The organism is Kineosporia babensis (assembly GCF_021129305.1).
Taxonomy (GTDB): Bacteria; Actinomycetota; Actinomycetes; order Actinomycetales; family Kineosporiaceae; genus Kineosporia; species Kineosporia babensis.
Genome location: NZ_JAJOMB010000012.1, coordinates 22,298 through 47,502, shown reverse-complemented (window position 1 = coordinate 47,502; position 25,205 = coordinate 22,298). Strand labels below are relative to the sequence as shown.

The window sequence follows — 25,205 nt, the reverse complement described above, 5'->3', positions numbered from 1 at the left end:
CTTGCGATCAGGCGGCCGCGCGCTCCGAACGGGCGAACACCCCAATGTCGGGCTGGTCGGTGAACAGGCCGTCGACCCCCACGGCCAGGAAGGCGATCTGCTCGTCGATCGCCCGGCCGTAGTCGGTCTCGCTCGTTCCCACCCGGAAGTCCGTGGGCAGGAAGCTGTTCTCGGCGCGGAAGGTGTACGGATGCACGAGAAGACCCTTGGCGTGGGCGTTGTCAACCAGCTCGGTGGGCTCGCCCAGGGCACCGGCTGCAGTCCGCGCGATCACCAGGTTCTTCTCCGGCCCGAGCCCCTGGGCATACTTGGCAATAACCTTCAGGCCCTTCGGGGTGATCAGGTCGGCATAGGTACGCGGATCGCCGGCAGCAACCAGGTCGTACGGGGCCCCAGCAGCGCTGAGTAGCTGCACGACCGGCGATTTCAGGCCCAGCTTGCGCAACTGCTGCAGGTTGGTGGTCTCGAACGACTGCACGAAGATCGGGGCGTCCGGGTGGTTCAGGCCGTGCTTGCGGACCAGGCCCAGCAGCCGCTTCTCCAGCGGCAGGCCCAGCTCCTGGAAGTACGTGGGGTGCTTGGTCTCGGGGTAGATGCCGATCCGGCGCCCCAGCCGGCGGGAGAGCTCGGCGCGCAACTGGAACACCTCGTCCAGAGTTGGCACCCGCAGCCGCTTGTTGTACAGCGTGTTCTCCTGGCGTACGGCGGGCAGGCGCTCGGCCGCGTACAGCGATTTCAGCTCCTTGAGCGTGAAATCCTCTGCCCACCAGCCGCTCACCTCCACACCGTCGAGCTTCTTGGTCTTCTTGCGGTCGGCGAACTCCGGGCGCTCGGCCACGTCTGTGGTGCCGCCGATCTCCGGCTCGTGCCGGCAGACCAGCACCCCGTCCTTGGTGATCACGACGTCGGGCTCGATGAAGTCCGCGCCCATCCGGGCGGCCAGCTCGTAAGCGACCAGAGTGTGCTCGGGCCGGTAACCGCTGGCACCGCGGTGCCCGATCACGAGCGTGGCGCCCTTGCGCGAGCTGGCCGAGACCGACAGCGGTGCTGCCTCTGCCGCCAGGGCGGGCTCCAGACCGGTGACCGCGCCGGTAGCAGCAGCGAGCGGGGTGACTGCCAGGCCGGTGATGACCGTGCGACGGTTCATCTTTCCTCCATGGCGCCCGTGGCGACCTTCGCCGTTGCGGCGCCCCCGACACGGCAGGAAACCGAGACCGGCCGACGCCCGCCCCGACACGATGTGTCTGCTGGGCGACGCGGGGATGAACTACGGCGCAGTTCAGTTACCCGGCGTTTCACCTGCCCCGAGAATTCACACCGCTTTCAGGCGGTCGTAGGAGCGCAGCACCCGTTCGGCGCTCAGCCAGGCGCCGTGCCGCAGCTCTTCCTGACGGCGCAGTGCAGTGAAAGTGCCCATCAGATGGACAAGTTCAACCCGGTCGAAACCGAGCAGGATGGCGTGGGCCGCATCGAGCTCGGCCCGGGCGGCCACCACCTCTTCCGACGGCAGATCCGGCACCGGCTCGACCCCGGCCGTCCGCAGCTCCGCGGCCAGCCCGGCCAGATCGTCCGACCACACCACCGACCGGGCGAAGCGCTCCAGCACCCAATCGTTGATCGTGCCTTCGCCCCAGGGTGAGGGGCGGTCGTAGGCCTCGGGCGGCGGCACCGGCACCTGTTCAAGCTTAAAGAAATTCACGTTGGCGCCAGCATGTTTCTGCCTGAGCAAGTAGTCCACCGGCAGCGTGGACATGGCGGCCAGGAGCAGCGGCAGGCGCTCGGCGGAGATCAGGGGCAGCGAATTGCCTACGGCCACGACGGGCAGCGGGGTAGGCAGCAACGTGCGCGGGGCCACGGTGGTGGAGACGTTGCGATATCCGGCCAGCCACCCCCTTTGGCACAGATCGCCGTAGCGTTCTTGGACGACCTCCATGGGCACCCAGTAGCGCGGCGCGGTGGTCGTACCGCCGTTCGGGTCGAGCATGGCGCAGTGCTTCGCTTCCCACAGCGGTACCAGGCCTTCGCCGGGCGCGGAGCGGAAGTGCCGGGCGTCGCGAGTCATGTGCAGCGGGGTTACGAGGCGCAACTGCCAGGGATCAGAACTGGGGACGCCGGTGCTGGGTTCGCGACGCAACAGCACCGGAGTGCGGCGGTGGGCTTCGGTGACGATGGTGGCGTCGGTGGCGGAGGCGAACAGTGGCGCGGTGGCCGTGTTGGGGTTCAGCACGCGCAGCAGGTGGGCCGGCAGCTGCCAGGCCCGCTCCCCCGGCGGTTGGTCCGGGCCCGCCAGGCCTACCGCTACCTCGGCGCTGGCCGGGCCCCGGGATGACGTGGGTCCCCCGTGCAACTCGACGAAGGCCACGCCGACGCGTCCGCTTACCCCGGCGAAAATCGGCCCCCGGGGCTCGATCAGGTGCAGGCGGCTCAGCGAACCGGCGTTGCAGAGGGCTTCCAGCAGGCGGGCGGCCGAGCGGTCGGAGGCGATACCGGCGGGGACCAGCAGGGCGGCCCGGCCCTGCGGGGAGAGCAGACGCCAGCACGTCTCGACGAAGGGCAGGTAGGCGTTCAGCTCCCCGGCGCCGGTCAGCGGGTGCCGGCCGGCATCGCGCAGCGCCCGAGCGGTTCCGGCCCGGTGATCACGCAGACCTACCGGAATGGCGCCGCCCCAGTCGCGGGCATGCACCTTCAGCCTTTCCCAGGGCGGGTTGGCCACCACCACGTCGAAGCCGCCGCGCCACCCGGTAACCGGCTCCGGCTCAGCCCCTTCGACATCGAGCACCGCTGGGAAAGCCTCGTGCCAGTTAAGCCCGGCGCCGGCCGCCGCTTGGTTGGGCGATGCGCCGGACAAGCCATCTCCGGCCACGATCCGGTTCTCCAGCTCGGCCGGTTCGGTCGGGCGGCCGGCCAGGCTGAGGTCTGCGGCGAGGGCCGACCGGGCCAGTGATGCGGCCACGGGATCGGCGTCTACCCCGTGCAGCGCCCAGATCGCCTGCTCCGGCGGAACTCCCAGGGAGAGGAGACGGGCCAGTGCGGCGCGCAGCAGATTGCCCGCACCGCAGGCAGGGTCGACGACGGTGGGGACGGATCCGTCGGCCGGGAGCTCGGGGATCGCCCGCCGGGCCAACGAATCGGCGTAGACGGCGGGGGTGCTGAATGCGCCGCGGTGACGACGTTCGGCGTTGCCGATGGGCTGAAGTGCGAGGGCGCCGCCGATTTCGGCCGGCACGTAGAGCAGGAGTGCGTCGTAGCCGGTGGCCAGCGCACCGACCGTGACCATGTCGCCGGCCGCCCAGGCTTTCTCGGCCGCCCGCAGAACGGCCTGGTCACGCCAGAGCTGAGGGTCGAGCTCCTGGTCCTGAGGCTCCTCGGCAGCGGAATCGGTGGTCTGGGCAATCGGTTCGGCGGCTATTTCCACAGCCGCCGCAAGGACCAGCCCGGCTTGGCCGGTCAGTTCGGGGGCGACCCGCACGCGACGGTTCACCAGATACCTCGGGTGCGTCTGCGCCGTCCCCAAGCCGCCCGACGCACCGCACGACGAGTCCAGCGCCGCACGGTACGGCTCGTCCTACGCAGCATCCGCCAGGTCCCCGCCATCAGTTCTCCCCCACTGCCTGCGACTCAGCATCATCGCGGTACGCCCGCCATGCCGCCAGAGCTTCGTGCGCAGTCGGCACCGCTCCGACCCGGTCGAAGTCGGCCACCGGGATCCAGGCCACCTCGTCGGTCGACCCGTCCACCTCGATCACCTCTGGCTCCTGGTCCACCGGCACCGAGCCCGCGTAGATCAGCCGCAGGGCATGGAAGTCCTCGAGCCGGCCGTGCGGCGCCCGCCCGACAAAGTGCCGGCTGGAGATGTCGATCAACGGACCGGCCGTGTACGGCAGCCCCGCCTCCTCGTAGATCTCTCGCTGCAGCGCCAGCCGGGGGTGCTCGCCGTGATCGATCCCGCCGCCGGGCAACGTCCAGGTGCTCTCGCTGCTGGCCAGCTTGCTCAGCAGCATCCGGGCCCCGCCCGGGGCGTTCTCGTCCACCAGCACCGCATAGGCCGCCGGCCGCTGCACGAACACCGGTACCTCGGCCGCCCCGGCAGCGGTCTCGGCCACGACACCCAGGCCTGCCAGCAGGGTCGGATCGATCGCCGGGTCCAGCAGTTCCACGCCCCCTACCGCAATGTTCGGGGGAACCACCTCGGCCGAAGCATCCGCCAGCAGAGCCGAGTGCAGGAAGGCCGAGAGCGGCAACCCGGCCAGCTCGTGCGGCGCCATGAACCGCCCGACGAACTGCGCCACCGGACGTTCGGGGTCCGGTGGCACGACCACCGCCACCGGAGAACCATCCAGCGCCGGGGCAACCACCGGGTCCTCCCCCGGCAGCCGATCCACCCGATCCAGTTCCAGCTGCTGCGCCAGCACCCCGGAGCCATCAACCACCGCAGACCGCCCCGGCCCCCCGATCCCGGCCGGCTGCCCGTACAACGTCACGTCGAACAGCAACCGCAGCGTGTGCACGCTCACGCCCTGCTCCGGCATTTCCACCACGTCGGCCGTGGCATCGCGGGGCGTGATGCTCGCCGCCCGCAGCCCGGTCTGCTCCAGCAACCCGGCCTGCACCCGGTCCCGCGGATGCTCCCCGTGCCGCACCACTCCCCCAGGCAGCGACCAACGCCCCTCGGGATCGCGCCCACCCGGCACGCGCAGCAGCAGCACACCCCCCGACCCGTCACTGACCACGCCGTACGCCGCGGTCCGCTGTACTGGGCGCAACGCGGACGAAGAGGGCTGAACATCAGGATCTGATTCGGCGGACGGCACCCGAAGACGCTACAGGCCACCGCCGTCAATTGTTGGACAGTTGTCCTGCACACCCGCCCGGTCAGCCCTGACGCCGCCGCCCACCACCCCTCACGAGCCCGATCGCGACCCCAACGGCCCCACCCGAATCACCCGGAACGGGCATCTGCCCTATCCTGCGGGGATGTCCGGCCGTCAGGTAGTGCGCCGCCCGTATGCGATGGCTCTGAGCCTCTATCGCCGTCTGCCCCGATTCCTCCGTCTGTGGATCATCCGCCGGGTCGCCCCGGGCCACACGGTCGGTGCCCTGGCCCTGATCGAGCACGACGGCCACTTACTCATGCTCAAGCAGCGGCACAGAAGAGGCTGGACGTTCCCCGGCGGCCTGCTCAACCGGGGCGAGAACGGCTCCTCGGCCGTGGTCCGCGAAGTCGAGGAGGAGACCGGCCTGCGGGTCGAGGTCGGCCTGCCCTTCTCCACCGTGGTCGAGCCGGGCTCGCGCCGGGTGGACATCCTGTTCTGGGTCCGGGTCGAGGAGCAGTTCCCGGTCGAGGCCGCCGGCGAGGCGCTGGAGGCCGGCTGGATCGCGATCGAGGACCTGATGGACCCGGCCACCACCGACGAGCCCACCCGCACCGCTGTGGCCGAGTTCGTGCGGTTCCAGGGCGCCAACCCGGCTCCGCACCAGGGCCGCAAGCTCGGTGTTGTCTGAGCACCGGCCGGCCGGGATCGCCCTGGCCGCCGGTGAGGGCAGGCGGTTGCGGCCGCTGACCGAGCTGCGTCCCAAGCCGTTGTGCCCGGTGGGCAACGTCGCGCTGCTCGACCACGCGCTGAACCGCCTGTCTCCGCTCACCGGCGCCGGCCCGGCCCACCTGGCCGTCAACGCGTTCCACCACGCCGACCAGATCCGGCAGCACTGCGGCACCCGGGCCACGGTCTCCGTCGAACCCGGCGAAGAGGCCCTGGGCACGGCCGGCGGGGTGGCCAACCTGCTGCCCTGGCTGGACGGCCGGGACGCCCTGGTGACCAACGCCGACCAGTACCTGCCCGACGGCCTGGCAGGTTTCACCGACGGCTGGGACGGCGAGCGCTGCCGGCTGCTGTGCCGCCCGGATCCGGTGAAGCAGGACTTCACCACCGCCGCGGGTCAGGGCGTGCGGTACATCGGCGCCTGTCTGCTGCCCTGGAACCTGATCAAGGACCTCAAGGCCGAGCCGACCGGCCTGTACGAGGTGCTGTGGCGCCACCAGCTGGACCAGCTCGACCTTTTCGTGGTGCCGGAGGCCACCGTGGCGATCGACTGCGGCACCCCGGCCGACTACCTCCAGGCCAATCTGCACGCCTCAAAGGGCGAGAACGTGATCGGCGCCGGGGCTCAGGTGCTGGGTCAGGTCAGCGCGTGCGTGGTCTGGGACGGCGCCTACGTGGGGCCCGAGGAGACGCTGAAACACCAGATCCGGGCCGGTTCCCGGGAGCGGAGGGTCACTGTTGCGGGCTGATCGAGCGGGAACCGGAGGATGCCCCGGTCACTCTCCAGCGCCGTCCGGACACGCGATCGGGGGATGCCAAGCGCGGCGGGCCCGGCTACTGTCGCCACGGTGACCACCCTTGCGGCCTCCTCGCAGTCCCCGGTGCTGATCACCGGGGCAGCGGGCACCATCGGCCGGATGGTGCGCCCGCGCCTGGCCGCCATGGGCTGGGAACTGCACTCGCTGGACCGGGAGCCGGACGGCGACCCGGACATCAGCTCCATCGACGTGCTCGACGCGGACGCGCTCGACGCTGCCACGGTGGGCTGCGGTGCGGTGATCCACCTGGCCGGTATCCCGCACGAGGCGCCCCTGGCGCAGATTCTCGAGGCCAACGTCCAGGGCACCCAGGCGGTGCTGGATGCGGCGCTGCGCCGGGGAATCCGGCGTGTGGTGCTGGCCAGCAGCTGCCATGCCGTCGGCTTCTGGGAACGCACCGCCGGCGGTAGCGACCTGGGGGTAGACGTACGTCCCCGGCCCGACACGTTCTACGGCGTGGCCAAGGTCGCCCTGGAGGCGCTCGGCCAGCTGTACGCCGATCGGTTCGGCCTGGAGGTCGTTTCGCTGCGGATCGGCGCTTGTAAGGACGCGCCAGTGAATCGCCGGGAGCTGTCCACCTGGCTGAGTCCGGCGGACGCGGCGCGATTGATGGACGCCAGTCTGCGCGGCAAGGTGCGGGGTCACGTGATCGCGTACGGCATCTCGGCGAACACCCGGGCGTGGTGGGATCTGGGGTCTGCGCGGGCGCTGGGGTACATGCCGGAGGACGACGCGGAGGCCTTTGCCGAATCGATTCCGCCGGAGACAAGCCGTCGTTCGCGGACTGGTCAGCAGCCGCCGCCGGCGCCCGAGCGCGTCGGGGGGCCGATGACCTCGATGCCGCTGGGCGGGATCACCCGCTCGTTCCTGCCCACCCCGGGCGGGGATTTCTGAAGCGCCACCCAGCCACAACGTCCGTTGGTCCAGAGCTTTCAAACAACGGACGGTGTGGTCACCGAGGTAGGTGACCACACCGTCCGTTGCTCAAAGGGCTTCTACTCCCACTCGATGGTGCCCGGGGGCTTGCTCGTCACGTCGAGCACCACCCGGTTGACCTCCGCCACCTCGTTGGTGATCCGAGTGGAGATCTTGGCCAGCAGTTCGTAGGGCACGCGGGTCCAGTCGGCCGTCATCGCGTCCTCCGAGGAGACCGGGCGCAGCACGATCGGGTGCCCGTAGGTACGCCCGTCACCCTGCACGCCGACCGAACGCACGTCGGCCAGCAGCACCACCGGGCACTGCCAGATCTCCCGGTCCAGCCCGGCCGCGGTCAGCTCGGCCCGCACGATCGCGTCGGCCTGGCGCAGCGTGTCCAGCCGCTCCTTGGTGACCTCACCGATGATCCGGATCGCCAGGCCCGGCCCCGGGAAGGGCTGGCGCTGAACGATTTCCTCCGGCAGGCCGAGCTCGGCGCCGACCGCGCGGACCTCGTCCTTGAACAGCGTGCGCAGCGGCTCGACCAGCTTGAACTGCAGGTCGTCGGGCAGCCCGCCGACGTTGTGGTGGCTCTTGATGTTGGCCGTGCCGGTGCCGCCGCCGGACTCCACCACGTCGGGGTAGAGCGTGCCCTGGACCAGGAACTCGACGTCTCCGCCGCCGGACTCCTGGGCCTCCTCGACCAGCTCGCGCGCCGCGTCCTCGAAGACCCGGATGAACTCCCGGCCGATGATCTTGCGCTTGGTCTCCGGGTCGCTGACCCCGGCCAGCGCCGTGGCGAACCGCTCGACCGCGTCCACGACCTTGAGCTTGACCCCGGTGGAGGCCACGAAGTCCTGCTCGACCTGCTCGGCCTCACCCGAGCGCAGCAGCCCGTGGTCGACGAACACACAGGTCAGCTGGTCCCCGACGGCGCGCTGAACCAGCGCGGCGGCGACCGCGGAGTCGACCCCGCCGGAGAGCGCGCAGATCACCTTCGCGTCGCCGACCTCGGCGCGGATCCGGGCGACCTGCTCCTCGATCACGTTGCCGGTGGTCCAGTCACCCGGCAGGCCGGCGCCGGTGTGCAGGAAGTTGGTGAGCACCTTCTGGCCGAAGGTGGAGTGCTTGACCTCCGGGTGCCACTGCACGCCGTAGAACTTCTTCTCCGGGTTCTCGAACGCCGCCACCGGGGCGCCGGAGGACTCGGCCAGCACGCTGAACCCGGGCGGGGCGTTGTGCACCGCGTCGCCGTGGCTCATCCACACCGACTGGTCGGCGGGAGTGCCGTGCAGCAGCGTGCTCTCCTGCGCGGTGACCGCGACCTTGGTGCCGCCGTACTCCCGCAGCCCGGTGTGCGCCACCTCGCCGCCCAGGGCCAGGGCCATCGCCTGGAAGCCGTAGCAGATGCCCAGCACCGGTACCCCGGCCTCGAACAGCGCCGGGTCGACCTGAGGGGCGCCTTCCTCGTACACGCTGCTCGGGCCGCCGGACAGCACGATCGCGGCCGGGTCCTTGGCCAGGATGTCGGCGACCGGCATGCTCGAGGGCACGATCTCGGAGTAGACGTTGGCCTCGCGCACGCGGCGGGCGATCAGCTGGGCGTACTGGGCACCGAAGTCGACGACCAGCACGGGGCGGTGGTCCGCAGGGGGTTGACTCACGCGGACCAGGGTAGTGCTGTTTCAGGAGCTGACCGTTCCGGCCTTCTTCTCCTTCACCGCGCCGACCATGGGCTGCACCCGGGCGGTCACCCAGCGCTCGGCCACGAACGACATCACCGGAATGGTCCCGGCCAGCACCACGCCGACGGTGCCCCAGGCGGGCAGCCGAGTGCGCATCCACAGGTCCACGGCGACGATCACGTAGGCCAGGTAGAGCCAGCCGTGGATCATCGGGATGATGTGGCCGCTGCCCGGGACGATCTGGCTCATCCCCTCGTTCGAGAACCAGAACTCGCCGGTGTCGGCGGCCTGGAACCCCTGCAGCACGATGTGCAGGGTCAGCAGCAGCAGGAAGATACCGGTGGTCCAGGCCAGGACCCGGTACCGCAGCAGGGCGTTGCTGAGCGCCTTCGCGCGTGGGCCGGTGGCCATGGTGTCGTCCTCTTTCGTGCGGTTCTTCAGGAGTGGGAGACGGCCGGTGCGGCCTCGTCCTCGTCGTCGTCTTCTTCTTCGAGGTCGCGGCGCAGCAGGCCCTTGTGGTCGTCACGGACCAGGCGGAACCAGAACAGCAGGGCGATCAGGGCGAAGGCCCACCACTGGATCGCGTACGAGACGTTGCCCCAGTCGAGCTTGCCGTCCGAGGTGGGCGGCGGCACCAGGGTCAGCGCCGGGTCGGTCTGCGGAGTCTGCGAGCTCATCACCACGAAGCCGGTGACCATCGGCTGCGGCCACAGCCCGGCCAGCTGGGCGGCGGCCACCCGGTCGATCTGGCCCTCGGGCAGGCCGCTGGTCTCGCCCGGGTCGCGCACCGCGGACGGTTCGGTCGGCTGCACCAGGCCGACCACGGTGACCTCGGTGTCGCTGTCGGGTTCGGTGGCCTCGGCGGCGTCGGCCACCCAGCCGCGGACCACGGGCACGGTGGTGCCGTCCTCGGTGATCAGCGGGGTGAGCACCCACAGCCCGGGCTCACCGTCGAGTTCGCGGTCGGGTACCAGCAACTGGTCCGCGCCGCTCCAGTGCCCGGTGGCGGAGACCTTGGCGTTGATCGCCTCGCGCTGGAAGGTCTGGCTCGGTCGCAGCACCTCGCCGATCGGGACCGAGGCGCCGGATTCGGCGGCCTGCTCGGCCTTCTGCGCGGAGTCGCCGTGCTCGCGGGCACGCTGCAGCTGCCAGTCGCCGAGCTTGGCCATCACCGAGGCGGCGAGCAGCATCACCACCAGGAGCGCCAGCCATCTCGGCTTGAGGGCGGTACGCAGCACCCGACAACGGTAACGCGGCGCCGGTGCGGCCCTGGAAACTGGGGTGCGCAAGACCGGTGCGCGTCCGTAGCGTGACTAGCTGTGATCACTCTCCCCGATGCATCACCTCAGCAACCTTCGATCGCCTCGGCCGGGGCCTACCTCCGTTCGATCAGCGGGGCTCAGCGGCTGACGCTGTGCGGAGCGGGGCTGGCGGGGGTGCTGTGGATGGGCACCCAGGCCGCGATCCCGCTGGTGGTGGGCAACACGGTGGACGCCGGGCTGGTCCGCGGCAACCGCTCCGATCTGGTGCTGGGCTGCCTGCTGCTGCTCGGGCTGTGCGTGGCCGCAGCGGTGACCAGTGTGGTGCGGCACCGGTTCTCCGTGTCCAACTGGCTGCTGGCGGCGCTGCGCACTCAGCAGCTGATCGGGCATCACGTGGCCGATCACGGCCTGACCGTGGCCTCCCGGACCACCACCGGTGAGGTGATGCAGGCCGCCGGCACCGACGCCACCCGCTTCGCCGACCTGATGGACATGGTGGCGCGCGGTACCGGTGCGCTGGTCTCGTTCATCGCGGTCACGGTGTACCTGCTGCGGATCGACGTCACGGTCGGGCTGTTCGTGGTGATCGGCCTGCCGTTGCTCGCAGCCTGCTCGATCGTGCTGGTCCGGCCGTTGCAGACCCGGCAGTCCCGGCACCGCACGGCCGAGGGTGAGCTGACCTCGCTGGGCGCGGACACCGTGGCCGGTCTGCGGGTGCTGCGGGGTATCGGCGGGGAGCAGCAGTTCACCGACCGGTACGCCGAGCGCAGTCAGGAGGTGCGGCGGGCGGGTGTGGTGGTGGCCGGGCTGCAGGCTCTGCTGGAGGCTGCGCAGGTGTTGCTGCCGGGGCTGTTCCTGGCCGGGCTGACCTGGCTGGCGGCGCACGGAGTGCTGACCGGGCGGCTGAGTGTGGGCGACCTGGTCACGGTGTACGCCGTCACCGCGTTCCTGCGGCTTCCGCTGGAGACGGCGACGGGCGTGCTCGCGATGTGGGTGCGCTCGAGAGTGGCCGCCGGGCGGATCATCGCGGTGCTGGAGCAGAAAAGCCCACCAGAGGACGTTGTGGCTGGGGTCGCGCTGCCCGGTTCACCTTCCGAGCTGGTTGACCCCGGGTCAGGTCTGCGGGTTCGCCCGGGGCAGCTGACTGCCCTGGTCAGCGCCCGGCCGGAGACCGGTATCGAGATCACGGACCGGTTCGTGCGGCTTTCCTCGGTGGGGCCCTCGCCGACCTGGGGCGGGGTGGCTCTGGCGGAGATTGCGGCCGATGAGGTGCGCCGGCGGATTCTCTTGAGCGATGCCGAACCTTGGCTCTTCACCGGCACTTTGCGCGAGCAGATCGATCCGGCCTCGGCGTTTACGGATGCCGAGGTGCTGGCGGCGGTGCGCACGGCCGCTGCGGAGGATGTGCTGGCGGGGCTGCCGGACGGGCTGACGGCGACGGTCGGGGAACGGGGTAGGGACTTCTCCGGCGGGCAGCGGCAACGGCTGGCTCTGGCCCGGGCCGTGCTTCTGGCGTCGCGGCCGGAGGTGCAGGTGCTGATTCTGGTCGAGCCGACCTCTGCGGTGGACGCCCATACCGAGGCCCGGATCGCCGAACGACTGAGCCGGGCCCGTTCGGGGGAAACGACCCTGGTGGTCACGGCCAGTCCGCTGCTGCTGGAGGGCTGCGACCACGTGGTGCTGCTGGAGGACGGACGAGTGATCGCCGAGGGCACGCACCGACAGCTTCTGCGTTCCGACGCCCGGTACCGAGATGTCGTGGTGCGCGAAGATTCTCCGCTGGAGGTGTTGTCGTGAACACGCAGCTTCCGGTCGCCTCGCCTGAGCTGGTGCGCCGCGAGACCTCGCGGTTGCTGGGCCGGCATCGGGGTGGCTTCGCCGGTTCTGCCGCGGCGCACTGTGCGGCCGCCGTAGCCGGTCTGGCCGGGCCTGCGCTGCTGGGTGCGCTGGTCGAGGATTTCACCCGCGGCACGGCCACCGCGGCGACCATCAACCAGGCCGTGGCTCTGCTCGTGGTGGCCACCCTGCTGCAGGCGGCCCTGGCCTGGTACGCGCACCGCAGTTCGCTGGTGCTGGGCGAACGAGTCTTTGCCGAACTGCGGGAAGGGTTTCTGCGCGACGTCACCCGGTTGCCGCTGTCCGTGGTGGAGAAGGCCGGCAGCGGTGACCTGATCGCGAGGACCACCAGCGATGTCGAATCGGTCAGCTACAGCGTGCGTTACGCCGTTCCCAACCTGCTGGTCGGAGCAGTCGGCACGGTGGTGACCGCGGTCGCGATCGTGATCACCGCCCCGCTGGTCGGCCTGGGCACTCTGAGCGCGCTGCTCGTGGTAGTTCCGGGTACTCGCTGGTACCTGCGCCGGGTGCGGGACGGCTACCTGGCCGAGATGGCGGCGTACGCCGAGCTCGACGGTACGGTGAGCGAAACCCTGGATGGGGCAAGGACGGTCACCGCGCTGCGGCTCGGGGCGCAGCGTAAGCAACGGACCGATCAGAACCTGTCGCGGATCTACCGGGCCGAGCGGTACACGCTGTGGCTGCGCTCGGTCTGGTACCCCTGCGCCGAGTTCGGATATCTCCTGCCGGTTGCCGTTGCCCTGGCCTGGGGTGGCTGGCTGATCAGCGCCGGGCACGCGCAGATCGGCGAGGTCACCACGATCGCGCTGTACGCGTCGCAGTTGATCGGCCCGTTCGTCCTGGTGCTGGATTTCATGGACGAACTGCAGACCGGTGGGGCCTCACTGGCCCGGATCATCGGAGTCGGCCAGGTGCCCGACGATCGGGAGGTCCGGGCTGACGTCGCCACGTTGCCGGCCGGCCCGCGCTCGATCGCGACCGAGGAGGTGCGGTACGCCTATCGCGACGGAATCGATGTGCTGCACGGGATCTCGTTGACGCTACGGCCGGGTGAGCGGCTGGCGGTGGTGGGGCCGAGCGGTGCCGGGAAATCCACCCTGGGCCGGTTGCTGGCCGGGATTCATCCGCCCCGGGCCGGCCGGGCCCGAGTCACCTCGGATCAGGACGGCCTTGATCTGGTCGATCTGCCGCTGCCGCAGTTGCGTCAACAGGTCGCCCTGGTCACGCAGGAACAGCATGTCTTCGTCGGGACTCTGGCGGACAACCTACGGCTGGCCCGGCCGGATGCCTCGGACGAGGAGCTGCTCCGGGCGATTTCAGCAGTGGACGCGTCGGGCTGGGTTGCGCAGTTGCCGGAAGGGCTGGCGACGGTGGTGGGTTCGGGCGGGCACAGCCTGCGGCCGAGTCAGGCGCAGCAGGTTGCCCTGGCCCGGCTGACGCTCTCCGATCCGCACACCCTGGTGCTGGACGAGGCCACCTCGCTGCTCGACCCGCGGGCGGCCCGGCATCTGGAGCGCTCGCTGTCGGCGGTGCTGACCGGCCGAACGGTGGTGGCGGTGGCACACCGGCTGCACACTGCGCACGATGCCGACCGGGTGGCGGTGGTGGAGGACGGCCGGATCAGCGAACTGGGCACGCACGAGGAGTTGCTGCAGCGAGACGGTTCCTATGCCGCGCTATGGCGTTCCTGGCAGGACCAGGGCGACGCTCCCTGACACCGCGCCCACGTGCGTCCCCCGGTTGACCCAGCCGCCCTGATCAACCGGCCTCACGAGCGCTCCCCGGCGCCCCACGTCCATTGTTCTGCTGCCCTTTACGCCGTTCGCGCTGCCCCCGCGAGATCTCGGTGGCCAGGGCATCGAGCGGCTGCGCCAGCATTTCGACGGGGTTGCGCAGCGCGTCCAGCCAGTCGCGGGCCGCTGCTACCCCCGCCTCGTCGATCGCGTACAGCCTGCGCTGCCCCTGCGCCCGCACCGTGACCAGACCGGCCTCCCGCAACACCTTCAGGTGGTGCGAGACGGCCGGCTGGGTGACGGCGGTCCGCGTACCGACCGCCGTCACCAACGCGCCCACCGGCAACTCTCCGGCCGACAGCAACTCCAGGAGGTGCCGCCGCACTGGATCGCCTAACGCCTCGAACACGCCTTCCATAGCGGGAGATCCTGTCAGTTGCCCGATTCGTCCTCGGGGGCGGTGGTGTAGAACGCCAGGACCCGAGCTGCCGACGCACGCGCCGCCTCGGGCTCGTCCCCTGACGCGATGGCCGCCTCGGCCCAGCTCTCCGAGCAGAGCCGCATGAATTCCTTCCCCTCCGGCGTGGTACCCCACAGGGCGGCTGCGGCCGGATCCATCGGCGCATTCGTCTCCAGGTACAGGCCGAGCCCGTAGAGCCCGCCGTCCCAGCCGACGCCGGTGGCGCCCGGGCCGAACTGGTCCCACATCTCCTGCGGCACAACCGCTTCGTGCTCCAGCTCCAGCGTCGCCCCCGCCCCGTCCGGCTGTACGCGGACCTGGACCCACGACGTCATCCCGCCGAACTCCCAGGTGATGGCGAAGACCTCGGGGGCCTCGCAGCGCTCGACCGTACCCCCGGCATTGCCTTCGAGCTGATACTTGCCACCGACCTGCAGATCGCCGCTGATCGGCAGGAACCAGCGGGGGATGCGCTCGGCGTTGGTCAGGGTGTCCCAGAGATCGGCCTGATCAGTGGCGTAGGTGCGGCGAGCGATCTGCACCTTGGTCGACACCCCGTCCCTGGTGGAGTTCCGGATCTCCCGGACCACCAGGCCTGCCGCGGTTGCAACGTCCACGTTCGCACTCCTCAGATCGATGGCTGCTTATATAAATTCCAGTCTATACATAGCCTCCATTCACGCTACATTCCCTTGACGGTATATATCTGACGCGCTACTTTCAGTGGGTGCTGACCGTCTTCGAAATCCTTGCGCTGCCGGCCCGGCGCGAGATCCTGAGCCTCCTGCGGCAGGGTCCTCGCTCGGTCGGGGAACTGGTCGAGGAGCTCGGGATCAGCCAGCCGATCGTGTCCAAGCAGCTGCGGGTGCTGCGCGAGGCCGGATTCGTCAGCGTGCGGGCCGAGGCCCAGCGCCGCTGGTACGAGCTTCGCCCGGAACCCTTCACCGAGGTGGCGAACTGGCTCGAGCCGTACCGCTGGATCTGGTCCGAGCACCTGGACCGGCTCGGGGACCAACTCGACGCCCTTGCTGCCGCCCCGCCCGAGGAGGATCGATGACCGAGCCGCAGTACCTGAACGACCGTGAGCGCCCCGCCGTCCGGCTGGAGCGGCGCTACGACCATCCGGTGGAGCAGGTCTGGCGCGCCGTGACCGAGCCCGCCAGCCTGGCCAAGTGGTTCCCCAGCCAGGTCGAGTTCGATCTGACCGCAGGCAAAGTAGTGTTCGACCCGCAGGGCGACGAACCCTTCTTCGGCATCGTGCTCGAGGCCGATCCGCCGCACCGCCTGGTGTTCACCTGGGACACCGACCAGCTGGAGTTCACTCTGACCCCGGACGGCGAAGGCACCGTGTTCACGCTGGTGCACCTGTTCGACGACCGGCCCGGCGCAGCCAGTTTCGCCACCGGCTGGGAGATCTGCCTCGAGGCGATGTTCTCGGAGAATGCTCCGGCACCGCAGGGCCGCAAGAAGTCCGATCGACACGAGGAACTGGCCCGGCGATTCGGCCTTGATGCTCCGGACGTGACGCGCACCGCTTCTGGGTGGCGACTGAATTACGAGCGCCAGTTGAGCACTTCGGCCGATCGCGTCTGGAGCTTGTGGCTGGGCGCATCGGCGGTCTCGGTGGGCAGTGCTTTTGGTGCTTCGGCGGGCTCGGATTCGTTGCTCGGGAAGATCACAACGGTAGACGCCCCACGCGAGTTCGCTTTCGAGGTCGCCGACGGGGTGCCGGGGCAGGAGGGCCGGGCTCGGTTCGGGGCAGGCACGGGTCAGGGAGCCCGGCTGATCCTGGAGGTGTCGGGCTCTGGTGAATCGGAGTTGGATGCTGCTGCGCAGGTCTGGGGCGCCGACTTGGTGGAGGCCTTGGCCCGGGCAACGGCTGACCTGGCCAACGCCGAAGCCAACGCCGAGGTCGGGGCCGCTGGGCCGAACTCGGCCTGACCGGCCACCACCTCCGGCCACCGGGCCCTCGGCTCCGGCTTCGAACTTCGGCGTCGCTCCCGTGCCCGGCTCCGACTCTGGTTCCGGCTCCGGCTCAGCGGTTGGCTTTGCCGTCCAGCCGCAGTACTGCGGACTCGTCTTCGTGGGTACCGCCGCTGCCGACGTGCTTTTCGCTGATCTCCGGACCGTTCTTCAGCACGTGGAAGAACGCCATGGCGTGGCCCCGCCCGATGCCGTAATCCTCCTTCAGCCAGGCCGCTACGTCGTTTGCCTTGCTGGTCTCGCTGAAACCGCGTTCCCGGGCCACCTCGAGCAGGGCGGACGGGATCATGCCGGACTTGACCTCGACGGCGTCGATGTAGGCCTGGAAAGACATCGCTTCTCCTCGTGCTGCTGGCTACTGCAGACTGCTGGCTACGCGGACTACCGCAGTCCTACCCGATCAGACCGCTCCCCCGGGCCGAACTCATCGGGCATTTCGGCGTCAATCTGCGAGCAGGCCCAGGGTGTCGGCGCTCCAGGTGATCGTGACGCTGCTGTTGGAGACGGTGATCCCGCCGTCGGTCAGGCTCACCTCGGCGTCGGCGACGTCACCGGCGAACGGGTCGGTCACCGAGTAGAAGCGGCCGTTCTCCTGTCCCACGCGATAGACGTGCACCTCATCCCTTCCCTTGGAGACCAGCAGATCCGGATAGCTGACCCAGGTCACGCAGTACTGCTCCGCCACGCACTCCTTGCGGTTGGTCTTCTCGAGTACGGCCAGGTTGTCTCCGACCACCCAGCGGCAGCCCAGGATGAACAGCACCACGACCACTGCGGTGCCGACCATCACCGGCCACCGACGACGTCCGCGAGGAGCAGCAGCGCCGGATTGAAGCTGGGTCTTACTCGTCGTCTCCATGAGCAAGAAGCTATGGGCGGGGCACCCTGACCGGCGTCACTCAACCGTCTGATCCCTCGAAGACCACCGATGCGACCAAAGGATGGGACCCGTCCTCAGTTCGGTTGTCCTGATTACCTCTCCTACGGCCTCACCTGCGCCGAGGTCCCGAAGGTGGCCTGGTCGGCGGCGCCCCGGCCGCTGGCCCAGCCCATCGCGTCGCCCACCCGGATGCTGCGGCCCCGGGTCACGCTGGGGAACAACTCGGCGAACCGGTCCTCCACGTCCTGCTGACGGCTGGCCAGCACCGGCAGCAGGCGGTCGTCGCCGATCTCGGTGCGCGCCGCCTCGGTCTGCTGCTGGGTGACCTCGGTCAGGCGTTCACCGATCCGGAAGGCGTAGGCGGCCAGGAACGACTGCCGGAAGGTCTTGCTGCGCGCCCGGCCGCCGGCCTCTTCGATCCGCCCGGCCCGGTTCATCGCGGCCGTGGCCTGGACCAGCAGCGAGGTGAACAACGCCTCGACCGCATCCAGGTCGGCGCCGAAACCGATCACCGTGCAGAAGCCGATGTTCTTGGTCCAGACCGAGCGGGTGCGGTTGGCCGAGGCAACGGCATTCAGCAGAACTGTTTTGGACTGTTCGTAGGGCGGGTCGATCCAGATGCGGCGGGTGGCCGGGCGTTCGCCGTGAGCGCCACCATGGCCCTGCCCGGAGGCGGCCTGCACCATGGCCAGGTCGATGCTGTGCCGAGCCATGCGTTCCTGCGCCCCGGCGGTGAAGGCCTCGGCCTCGGCTTCTGAGGTGGTGGCCTCGGCTTTGGCCAACAGCGCCCGGATCCGGCTGAGCACCCGCTCGTCCACCGGCCGGGCTCCCCCACCGGCGCCCATCGGTCCGGCGCCGTTCGGCCCAGCTCCTGCCGGCCCAGCCCCGGGGCCGTTCGCTCCACCAGCGCCATTGGCCTCGGAGGCTCGGTACTCCCCCGGCGGCGGCCCGATGCGCTCCAGGCCGGGCAACACCAGCAGGAAAGCAACCAGCTCCAGCAGCTCCGGCGCGAACACCACCCAGCTGTCCCGTTCCAGGCGGGCTTGCACAACGCTCTGCCCGGCCGGCCACCAGCGGTCCACCTCGAACTCGGCCACCTGGGCATGCCACCGCGGATCGACGGTGACCGCGGCATACCCGGCCAACTGCTCGGAGACCGCCTCGGCGGCCAGCCCGGCCCGGCCGGGGCCCAGCCGACGGCCGACGTAGCGGATCACGTCGGCCGGTTCCCAGCCCCGTGACCAGGCCTGTTGCACAGCCGAAGGCAGGCGTGTGGCCAGGTCGCGCACCACGTACGAACGCCACTCGTCCACGTCCGGCCGTTGCACCAGAACCTCGGACACCGACTCGAAGCCCGCCCGATCGTTGCTGCTGAGCACGTTCATGGCCGACTGCAGCAGAATCTCGGCCAGCCGGACCGGCGGAAGATCAGCGGCGAGGCCGTCAGCGCCTCTGAACCCGGTGCCGCTGCTCTTGCGGCGGTCTCTGCTACCCATGCCGACACCTTAGGTTTTGCGGCCGGAGGACCAGGAACCCGGCAGGCGGGTAGGTGGACAAGGAGGACTTCTCACAGGTCACGACTCATACGAACTGTGGACGGCCGGGAGCTCCGGTCACCTTGTGGGTACCAGGTGTACACATTTCCGGTGTGGCCCTACTCCGTCCTGTGGCTCAGGAAGGGCAGGCCACGAAGGCCCGAACTCGAGTGGGCCAGGGCCGGGAAGAGAAAGGACCGGCGGACAGGAGGCGGAAGGAGCCGTGTGCCGGGCGAGGGAAGTCGGGCCGAGAGAAAGGGCGGTCCAAGGAGAAGACAGCCAGCGAGGGGACAGCAGACCAGGAACAGGGCCGAGGAGAGGGCTGGTCAGGATCGGGGGCGCCGAGGCGGCCAGGGAATGAACCCGCTGGTTCGTTCGACGTAGTCGGCATAGCCCGGACGGGAGCGGGAAAGCTGCTTCTCCAACAGCGGTTTGCCGGTCTTGGCGGCCAGGAACCAGGTCATCAGCAGGGGCGAGAGCACGGTCAGGGCGGACCATCCGGCGTCGGCGGCGATCAGGTAGATGCCCCACCACACGCAGGCGTCGCCGAAGTAGTTCGGGTGGCGGGTGTATCGCCACAGGCCTTGGTCCATCACCCGGCCGCGGTTGGCCGGTGAAGCCTTGAAGCGCCGCAGTTGCCGATCGCCCACCGCCTCGAAGAAGAACCCGATGCCCCAGACCGCCACCCCGAGCCACAACAGCGGGCCCGGACCACCGGCGTCTGCCATTGAGAACTGCACCGGCAAGGCGACGAACCAGGCCACCACCGCCTGCAGCAGGAACACCTTGCGCAGGGCGACGAGCTTCGGGTGACCAGACGAGCGCGACAGCATTTCCGTGTACCGCGGGTCGTCGGCCGTCTCACCGCGCTGGCGTTGGCCGATGTGCCAGGCCAGCCGCACGCCCCAGACCGTTACCAGCACCAGCATCAGGCCCCGGCGCAGCGGATCGGCCGGGCCACCCGTCGAGACCAGCCAGGCGAGAACGGCGATCAGCGCGAAGCTCAGGCCCCAGGTGACGTCGACAACGCTGAATCGCCGCACCCGCAGGGCGTAGAAGAAGGTGAGCACCTGCAGCACCAGGGCCGCGACCAGGCCGGTGAGCAGCACCGGCCAGATATCCGCCAGCATGAACGATCAACCCTTCGAATCGGCTCGCACGGCCAGGATCTGATCCACGCCCATCCGTCCCTCCTCGAACGCCAGAGCACCACCGGCCAGGTAGATCCGCCAGACCCGGGCCATTTCCTCGCCGACCCGGGCGACCACCTCGTCCCAACGTTGTTCGAGCAGTTGTGACCAGGCGTGGGCGGTGCGGACGTAGTGCTCGCGCAGGGCCTGCACGCCGAGTACCTCCAGCCCGCCCTGTTCCAGAAGGGCCACGGTCTCGCCCAGCGGGCGCATGTGCATGTCCGGGGCGATGTAGGCCTCGATGAACGCCCCGCCACCGGGACGACCGGCGCTCCGGGACATCTGCTGCACCAGGACCCGACCGCCCGGAACCACCATCCGCCGCAGGGTTTGGGCGTACACCGGGTAGTTGGCCTGGCCCACGTGCTCGCCCATCTCCAGTGAGGCCACCGCATCGAACGGTTCGCCGGCCAGGTCACGGTAGTCGAGCAGCTTGATCGTGATCCGGTGCTCAAGACCCAGCTTTTGGACGCGTGTGCGCACGAACGCAGCTTGCTGCGCCGAAAGCGTGATGCCGGTTACCTGGACGTCGAAGTGCTGCGCCGCATGGATGCTCAGCGATCCCCAGCCGCAGCCCACGTCGAGCAGCCGGTTGCCGGGCTGCAGTTCCAGCTTGCCGCAGACCAGGTCGAGCTTGGCCTTCTGGGCGGACTCCAGGGACTGCTCGGCGTGGGTGAAGTAGGCGCAGGAGTAGGCCATCTGGGGGTCGAGGACGAGTTCGTAGAAATCGTTGGACAGGTCGTAGTGATGAGCGATCGCAGCCTTGTCCCGGGCGGAAGTGTGTAGCTGGCCGCGGATTCGAGCCTGGGAACGCGGGGGCGGGAGCGGGCGGCCGAGAGCACCGGATTCCTTGGCCAGAGACAGGATCTGGGGCGCCAGGGCAAGCAAAGAACGGGTGGACAGGCCGCGTTGCCGGGCCTGCGACCAGACTCGGCGCAGGCCGTCGGTCAGGTCGCCCTCGACGTCGATCTCACCGCTCACGTAGGCCTGAGCCAGTCCGAGTTCGCCCGGATGCCAGAGCAACCGGCGCAGCGCCCGAGGTGATCGGACGACCAGGGCCGGGGCATCGGGCGGGCCGATCTGAGAGCCGTCCCAGAGGCGGATCTGGATCGGCAGGCTGGGGCCGAGTAGTGCCTCGGCGACAGGTACCAGACGCTGGGCCGCGTTCATGACCGGTCCTGCGCTTCGGGCCGGCGCAGGACGAACTGGTGCACGTCCAGGTAGCGAGCGCGGAATCCGGCCTCGGAGTAGGCCAGGTACAGCGTCCACATCCGGCGGAAGATGTCGTCGAAGCCGAGCGCCTGAAGCTCTTCCGACGCGGCCTCGAAGCGCTGTCTCCACAGTCGCAGGGTCTCGGCATAGGCCGGGCCGAACGACAGATCGCTCGTCACCCGCAGCGAGGTACCTCCGACGGCCTGCTGCAAGGCCGTTACCGAGGGAATGAGACCGCCTGGGAATACGTACTTCTGGATCCAGGTCCAGGTGTTTCGGGAGGCAACGTAACGCTCGTGCGGCATGGTGATGGCCTGCACACCGACGCTTCCGCCGGGGGCCAGGCAACGGTCGACAGCGTCGAAGTACGCCGGCCAATAGGCTTCGCCGACCGCCTCGATCATTTCGACGCTGACGATGGCGTCGTACTGTCCAGCCACATCACGGTAGTCGCGCAGTTCTATCGTCACCCGCTCGGACTGCCCGGCCTGTGCTACGCGTTGGCGGGCCAGCAGCAATTGCTCGTGGGAGAGCGTGATCGAATGTACCGAGGCACCTCGCTGGGCTGCCCGCAGAGCCAGTTGCCCCCATCCGGTTCCGATCTCGAGCATCCGGCTGCCCGGCCCGACCCGGCATTCGTCCAGCAGGCGGTCGATCTTGCGCAGCTGCGCGGCTTCCAGGTCGTTCCAGGTATTGCCGACCTCGTGGTCGAACAGGGCGGCGGAATAGGTCAGCGTGGGATCGAGGAACGTGGCGAAGAGCTCGTTGGACAGGTCGTAGTGCCGGGCGATGTTGGTCCGCGAGCCGTCGGGGGTGTTCTCGTCGGCGGCCGGGCGGCTGCGCACGGCGAAGCGGCGTAGGCGTTGCAGGGTGGGCGGGACCAGCCGGGACAGCTGAGTGGCGAAGACGGTGAGCAACTCGACCAGCGGATCCTCGCCGCGCCCGGGCGCCGGTTCGGCCGGGGGCAGCGCCTGCCAGTCGCTGGCCTGGAAGGACTCGCCGAACCCGATCAGCCCGTCATTGCCGACCCGGGCGAAGAAGTCCTCGGGCCGGACGATGCGCATGACCGGATCGCCCGGGCCGCCCGCACCGAACACTCGTTCGCCTCGGCGATCGCCTAGTTCGACGCGGATGGGCAACCGGGTGACCGCCTGTCGGAAGAGTGCTCGCGCCGCCACCGCGCGTAGTCCGCCCGGGGGTACCCGCACCACGTCGGGCCAGGCCAGGGCCGGAAGGGCAACGCCGAACCCGGTCGGATCGGTAGTGCTCATTCGACTGCCTCCTGACGAACGTGGGCCGGGCGGGGCACGATGCGCAGGCCCCGGGCCCAGAGTTTGATGCCCTGGAAACGGATACGGGCAGTGACGGCGAGCGGAGCCAACGGGAAGCGGAGGGCGAAGCGGGCGATGACGCGGCGGGTGGCCGGGTGACGGCGGCCTTTCACTCCGGTGACGAAGGGGGCCTGACCGGGTCGGTGCAGGGTGACGGTGAGGTCGAGATCTTCGCCGGGTTCGGGCAGCGACATGGTGTAGTGACCGCCGGAGGATGGCTCGAACGGGGATACGTAGAAGTCTTTTTCGACCTGTCCCCGGCCATGCTCGTCGGTGCGGATCAGATAGCAGTGCCGCCCGCCGTAGGTGTTGTGCACCTCGGCCACCACGCAGACCAGCTCGCCGGAACGGTCGTGGCACCAGTACACCGACAGCGGGTTGAACACATATCCGAGCACCCGCGCGGCGGTGAGCAGCCGAACCCGGCCACCGTCCAGATCAATGCCCTGCGTGGCCAGGTAGTCGTCCAGGTTGGCGCGGATCTGCGGCCCGGAGCCGAGGTGGTCAGAGGCCCGAAAATCAGCCAATGGACGAGGGGCGCGGGGTAGGTCGTCCAGGTCGACGAACCAGAGGTAGCTGCGGTACTGAAAATGGTTACGCAGCGGCGTGGTCCGAGTATGCCGGATGGAACATGAGTAGATGGCCGGGCCACCGGATCGATCGACGACGGCGTTGGGAACTCGAAGGCGATGCCTCACCAGTGGCCTCCCAGTGAAGAAGCTGCGGCCAGGCCGGATCGGGCTCCGTCTTCGTGGAATCCCCAGCCGTGATAGGCCCCGGCGAAGGCGAGCGTGCCGTCGTTCAGCGCGGGCAGCAGCTTCTGGGCGGCCACGGACTCCGGCGTGTACTGCGGGTGCGCGTACTTCATCTGATCGATGACCAGATCCGGCCGCACCGCCGCCGCATTCAGCGAAACCAGGTAGCGCTGCGGTACGTCCAGTCGCATCAGCCGGGTCAGGTCGTAGCTGACCTGCACCGACTCGGCTCCGCCGGAGCAGCGCGGCATCAGGTAGTTCCACGATGCGGCCGCTCGCTCAGCCCGGGGCATGACCGATGAATCCGTGTGCAGAACAGCCGGATTGATGCTGTACCGAAAAGCCCCGAGGGCCTTTCTTTCGGCACCCGACGGCGAATCCAGCAGCCGCAGAGCCTGATCCGGATGCGTGGCCACCACCGCCGCATCGAATCGTTCAAGCTCGTCGTTCTGCGAACGGATCTCGACGCCACCCTCCGGACAACGACGCAAGGTGCGCACCGACGTCCCCAATTTGACCGTGGAGAGCTGCTTGGTGATCAGCTCGACGTAACGCACCGAACCGCCCACGACCGTGCGCCAACTCGGCGAACCGCCGACCGCGAGCATGCCGTGATTGTCCAGAAAGACGAACAGGTATCGCGCCGGATAACGCAGCGCGGTCTCGGCACTGCACGACCAGACCGCGGCGATCAACGGCACGATGAAATGCGCGGTGAAGTAGTCCGAATAACGGCCCCGGCTGAGGAATTCGGCCATGGTCAGATCGTCGTCGGGCGGCATTTCCCGGGCCTGACGGTGAAAACGCAGGATCTCCAGCAGCATTTTCAGGAACCGGGCATTGACCAGAAGGCCTGCCCGAGGCACGATTCCGCGAGCGCCCTGCCCGCCCGAATATTCCAGCCCACAACCGTCGCAGCGCACCGACATGCTCATATCGGTCTCCTGCGTGGCCACCCCGAGCTCGTCGAACAGCCGTAGCAGGGTGGGATAGGTACGAGCGTTGTGCACCAGAAAACCGGTGTCCATAAACAATTCTCGACCTTCCGAGCCGATCACGGTGTGAGTGTCCGCGTGCCCGCCCGGCCGGGAATCCGCCTCGTACAGCGTGACGTCGGCCGACTTCTGCAGGACGTAGGCGGCTGTCAGCCCGGAGACTCCGCTGCCGATCACCGCAATCCGGCGTCTCATGAGCGAACCCCGTTCGCCGCCAGGATGTCCAGCACCCCGGCCGCCGCCAGATCGTCCCACCGTCGGACCGACTGCAGCATGGCATGCCCGGCCTCCGGTATTTCTTGGTGCACCAACGATTTGGCCACTGGCCGAGCCCGCTGCGCGTAGGCGGCGGTCAACGCCGGATCGGTGACCCGGTCGGCCGTGCCGTGCACCAGTACCACCGAGCGCCCGGCGAGTTGGTCCACCGGATCCTCCGGGGGAACCCACGGCGCCAGCCCCACCGCGCCGCAAACATCCGGTTCACCCGAGACGCGCAGTGCCGTCCGGGCCCCCATCGAATGTCCGACCAACACGATCGGGCGAGCACAACGTCCTCTGATTTGCTCTAAAGCCCAGCGGGCATCGGCGAGCGGCGAGGCTTCGGGGCCGTTCCACCCCCGCACCGCGAAGCGCAGGTTCCAGACCTGGACGCCGTGCCGGTGTACCCGGCGATGCAGGGCCTCGGCCAGCAGGTTCATCCGGAGCACGGCAGGCTGGTACCAGGTGACCGGCTCACGCCCGCTCACCCGGCCGCCGTGCAGCACCAGCGCGACAGCCCGGACCTGCTCGGGCGACAACCCGGCACCACGTACAGCCAGATGCCGGCCGGTCTGCAGGAATCGATTACCCACGTGAATGCTTCGGAGCCGAGGGCCGGTGCGGATGCCTCGATCTTCGGAATATTTTCGTGCTCATCCGGACCGCCACGTCCTTCCGGCTCAACCAGGCTTGGATCGACGTCGGATCACAGCCTGCCGCAACGAAACGTGACCGGCAGGTACAGCTCGGCAAAACGCGGATGGGCCCGGATCATTCCGGGCCCATCCGTCGTTCT

24 protein-coding genes are annotated in these 25,205 nt (G+C 69.3%); 7 read left to right on the top strand and 17 right to left on the bottom strand.

Annotated features, from left to right (window positions below; translation table 11 throughout):
- Positions 1–7 precede the first annotated feature (7 nt).
- From LR394_RS21665 to LR394_RS41865, 3 genes are all read right to left on the bottom strand, one after another.
- The gene (locus tag LR394_RS21665; RefSeq protein WP_231444789.1) at positions 8–1,147 is read right to left on the bottom strand and encodes a glycerophosphodiester phosphodiesterase; all 1,140 of its coding nucleotides are present in this window, start codon (positions 1,145–1,147) and stop codon (positions 8–10) included.
- Between the two features lie 165 nt (positions 1,148–1,312).
- A complete protein-coding gene (locus LR394_RS21660) occupies positions 1,313–3,481 on the bottom strand; it encodes an Eco57I restriction-modification methylase domain-containing protein (RefSeq protein WP_231444787.1) in 2,169 nt (722 codons plus the stop codon).
- A 112-nt stretch (positions 3,482–3,593) separates the two neighbouring features.
- Positions 3,594–4,811, bottom strand: coding sequence for an NUDIX hydrolase (locus tag LR394_RS41865; protein ID WP_331283090.1), 1,218 nt, complete (start codon positions 4,809–4,811; stop codon positions 3,594–3,596).
- Between the two features lie 163 nt (positions 4,812–4,974).
- On the opposite strand from LR394_RS41865, the gene LR394_RS21645 reads away from it, so the two are divergent.
- The 3 genes from LR394_RS21645 to LR394_RS21635 all read left to right on the top strand — a co-directional run bounded on the left by LR394_RS21645 (position 4,975) and on the right by LR394_RS21635 (position 7,252).
- Entirely contained in the window at positions 4,975–5,502 is a 528-nt protein-coding gene (locus LR394_RS21645) for an NUDIX domain-containing protein (RefSeq protein ID WP_231444785.1), read from the top strand.
- On the top strand, positions 5,495–6,289 hold the full coding sequence (locus LR394_RS21640) for a nucleotidyltransferase family protein (RefSeq protein WP_231444783.1): 795 nt from the start codon (positions 5,495–5,497) through the stop codon (positions 6,287–6,289). Before LR394_RS21645 ends, LR394_RS21640 begins: the two co-directional genes overlap by 8 nt.
- A 99-nt stretch (positions 6,290–6,388) precedes the next feature.
- Positions 6,389–7,252, top strand: a complete 864-nt coding sequence (locus LR394_RS21635) for an NAD-dependent epimerase/dehydratase family protein (RefSeq protein ID WP_231444781.1) — start codon at positions 6,389–6,391, stop codon at positions 7,250–7,252.
- A gap of 101 nt (positions 7,253–7,353) precedes the next feature.
- Here the strand turns inward: LR394_RS21635 and guaA are convergent, their stop codons facing one another.
- The 3 genes from guaA to LR394_RS21620 are packed head-to-tail and all read right to left on the bottom strand — an operon-like array spanning position 7,354 to position 10,196.
- A complete protein-coding gene (guaA, locus tag LR394_RS21630) occupies positions 7,354–8,937 on the bottom strand; it encodes a glutamine-hydrolyzing GMP synthase (protein WP_231444779.1) in 1,584 nt (527 codons plus the stop codon).
- A gap of 21 nt (positions 8,938–8,958) precedes the next feature.
- Complete coding sequence (locus LR394_RS21625) at positions 8,959–9,369, bottom strand: DUF3817 domain-containing protein (RefSeq protein WP_231444777.1); 411 nt, start codon at positions 9,367–9,369, stop codon at positions 8,959–8,961.
- Between the two features lie 26 nt (positions 9,370–9,395).
- A complete protein-coding gene (locus LR394_RS21620) occupies positions 9,396–10,196 on the bottom strand; it encodes an SURF1 family protein (RefSeq protein WP_231444775.1) in 801 nt (266 codons plus the stop codon).
- Between the two features lie 81 nt (positions 10,197–10,277).
- Here LR394_RS21620 and LR394_RS21615 point away from each other — a divergent pair, with 81 nt between their 5' ends.
- Together LR394_RS21615 and LR394_RS21610 are read left to right on the top strand one after the other, a co-directional pair.
- Entirely contained in the window at positions 10,278–12,017 is a 1,740-nt protein-coding gene (locus LR394_RS21615; protein WP_231444773.1) for an ABC transporter transmembrane domain-containing protein, read from the top strand.
- On the top strand, positions 12,014–13,792 hold the full coding sequence (locus tag LR394_RS21610; protein ID WP_231444771.1) for an ABC transporter ATP-binding protein: 1,779 nt from the start codon (positions 12,014–12,016) through the stop codon (positions 13,790–13,792). The genes LR394_RS21615 and LR394_RS21610 overlap by 4 nt, the downstream gene beginning before the upstream one ends.
- Positions 13,793–13,835: 43 nt before the next feature.
- Here the strand turns inward: LR394_RS21610 and LR394_RS21605 are convergent, their stop codons facing one another.
- Positions 13,836–14,228 (bottom strand): ArsR/SmtB family transcription factor, encoded by a 393-nt coding sequence (locus LR394_RS21605; RefSeq protein ID WP_231444769.1) that lies wholly within the window; start codon positions 14,226–14,228, stop codon positions 13,836–13,838.
- A 14-nt stretch (positions 14,229–14,242) separates the two neighbouring features.
- Positions 14,243–14,887: an SRPBCC domain-containing protein gene (locus tag LR394_RS21600; protein WP_231444767.1), complete on the bottom strand. Its 645-nt coding sequence runs from the start codon at positions 14,885–14,887 to the stop codon at positions 14,243–14,245.
- A gap of 110 nt (positions 14,888–14,997) precedes the next feature.
- Here LR394_RS21600 and LR394_RS21595 point away from each other — a divergent pair, with 110 nt between their 5' ends.
- Together LR394_RS21595 and LR394_RS21590 are read left to right on the top strand one after the other, a co-directional pair.
- Positions 14,998–15,327, top strand: coding sequence for an ArsR/SmtB family transcription factor (locus LR394_RS21595; protein ID WP_231444765.1), 330 nt, complete (start codon positions 14,998–15,000; stop codon positions 15,325–15,327).
- Positions 15,324–16,211, top strand: coding sequence for an SRPBCC family protein (locus LR394_RS21590; RefSeq protein WP_231444763.1), 888 nt, complete (start codon positions 15,324–15,326; stop codon positions 16,209–16,211). The genes LR394_RS21595 and LR394_RS21590 overlap by 4 nt, the downstream gene beginning before the upstream one ends.
- 94 nt (positions 16,212–16,305) lie before the next feature.
- Here LR394_RS21590 and LR394_RS21585 read toward each other — a convergent pair whose 3' ends face one another.
- The 9 genes from LR394_RS21585 to LR394_RS21545 form a co-directional block, all read right to left on the bottom strand.
- Positions 16,306–16,587 carry a DUF4287 domain-containing protein gene (locus LR394_RS21585; protein WP_231444761.1) on the bottom strand — a complete coding sequence of 94 codons (282 nt, stop codon included), beginning with the start codon at positions 16,585–16,587 and terminating at the stop codon, positions 16,306–16,308.
- A 108-nt stretch (positions 16,588–16,695) separates the two neighbouring features.
- Positions 16,696–17,112 (bottom strand): hypothetical protein, encoded by a 417-nt coding sequence (locus LR394_RS21580; protein WP_231444759.1) that lies wholly within the window; start codon positions 17,110–17,112, stop codon positions 16,696–16,698.
- A gap of 122 nt (positions 17,113–17,234) precedes the next feature.
- On the bottom strand, positions 17,235–18,629 hold the full coding sequence (locus LR394_RS21575) for a DUF2786 domain-containing protein (protein ID WP_231444757.1): 1,395 nt from the start codon (positions 18,627–18,629) through the stop codon (positions 17,235–17,237).
- A 365-nt stretch (positions 18,630–18,994) separates the two neighbouring features.
- The gene (locus LR394_RS21570; protein ID WP_231444754.1) at positions 18,995–19,798 is read right to left on the bottom strand and encodes a DUF1295 domain-containing protein; all 804 of its coding nucleotides are present in this window, start codon (positions 19,796–19,798) and stop codon (positions 18,995–18,997) included.
- 6 nt (positions 19,799–19,804) lie between these two features.
- Entirely contained in the window at positions 19,805–21,028 is a 1,224-nt protein-coding gene (locus LR394_RS21565; RefSeq protein ID WP_231444752.1) for an SAM-dependent methyltransferase, read from the bottom strand.
- The gene (locus tag LR394_RS21560) at positions 21,025–22,341 is read right to left on the bottom strand and encodes an SAM-dependent methyltransferase (protein ID WP_231444750.1); all 1,317 of its coding nucleotides are present in this window, start codon (positions 22,339–22,341) and stop codon (positions 21,025–21,027) included. Before LR394_RS21560 ends, LR394_RS21565 begins: the two co-directional genes overlap by 4 nt.
- Positions 22,338–23,099, bottom strand: coding sequence for a DUF1365 domain-containing protein (locus tag LR394_RS21555; protein ID WP_231444748.1), 762 nt, complete (start codon positions 23,097–23,099; stop codon positions 22,338–22,340). Before LR394_RS21555 ends, LR394_RS21560 begins: the two co-directional genes overlap by 4 nt.
- Positions 23,096–24,346: an NAD(P)/FAD-dependent oxidoreductase gene (locus LR394_RS21550; RefSeq protein WP_231444746.1), complete on the bottom strand. Its 1,251-nt coding sequence runs from the start codon at positions 24,344–24,346 to the stop codon at positions 23,096–23,098. The genes LR394_RS21555 and LR394_RS21550 overlap by 4 nt, the downstream gene beginning before the upstream one ends.
- Positions 24,343–25,002 (bottom strand): alpha/beta hydrolase, encoded by a 660-nt coding sequence (locus LR394_RS21545; RefSeq protein ID WP_231444744.1) that lies wholly within the window; start codon positions 25,000–25,002, stop codon positions 24,343–24,345. The genes LR394_RS21550 and LR394_RS21545 overlap by 4 nt, the downstream gene beginning before the upstream one ends.
- Positions 25,003–25,205: the final 203 nt, after the last annotated feature.

Excerpts from the sequence above, each read along its gene's own strand:
- LR394_RS21665 (WP_231444789.1), bottom strand. The coding sequence starts at position 1,147 with ATGAACCGTCGCACGGTCATCACCGGCCTGGCAGTCACCCCGCTCGCT.
- LR394_RS21645 (WP_231444785.1), top strand. The coding sequence starts at position 4,975 with ATGTCCGGCCGTCAGGTAGTGCGCCGCCCGTATGCGATGGCTCTGAGC.
- LR394_RS21625 (WP_231444777.1), bottom strand. The coding sequence starts at position 9,369 with ATGGCCACCGGCCCACGCGCGAAGGCGCTCAGCAACGCCCTGCTGCGG.
- LR394_RS21605 (WP_231444769.1), bottom strand. The coding sequence starts at position 14,228 with ATGGAAGGCGTGTTCGAGGCGTTAGGCGATCCAGTGCGGCGGCACCTC.
- LR394_RS21590 (WP_231444763.1), top strand. The coding sequence starts at position 15,324 with ATGACCGAGCCGCAGTACCTGAACGACCGTGAGCGCCCCGCCGTCCGG.
- LR394_RS21585 (WP_231444761.1), bottom strand. The coding sequence starts at position 16,587 with ATGTCTTTCCAGGCCTACATCGACGCCGTCGAGGTCAAGTCCGGCATG.
- LR394_RS21580 (WP_231444759.1), bottom strand. The coding sequence starts at position 17,112 with ATGGAGACGACGAGTAAGACCCAGCTTCAATCCGGCGCTGCTGCTCCT.
- LR394_RS21575 (WP_231444757.1), bottom strand. The coding sequence starts at position 18,629 with ATGGGTAGCAGAGACCGCCGCAAGAGCAGCGGCACCGGGTTCAGAGGC.
- LR394_RS21570 (WP_231444754.1), bottom strand. The coding sequence starts at position 19,798 with ATGCTGGCGGATATCTGGCCGGTGCTGCTCACCGGCCTGGTCGCGGCC.
- LR394_RS21565 (WP_231444752.1), bottom strand. The coding sequence starts at position 21,028 with ATGAACGCGGCCCAGCGTCTGGTACCTGTCGCCGAGGCACTACTCGGC.
- LR394_RS21560 (WP_231444750.1), bottom strand. The coding sequence starts at position 22,341 with ATGAGCACTACCGATCCGACCGGGTTCGGCGTTGCCCTTCCGGCCCTG.
- LR394_RS21550 (WP_231444746.1), bottom strand. The coding sequence starts at position 24,346 with ATGAGACGCCGGATTGCGGTGATCGGCAGCGGAGTCTCCGGGCTGACA.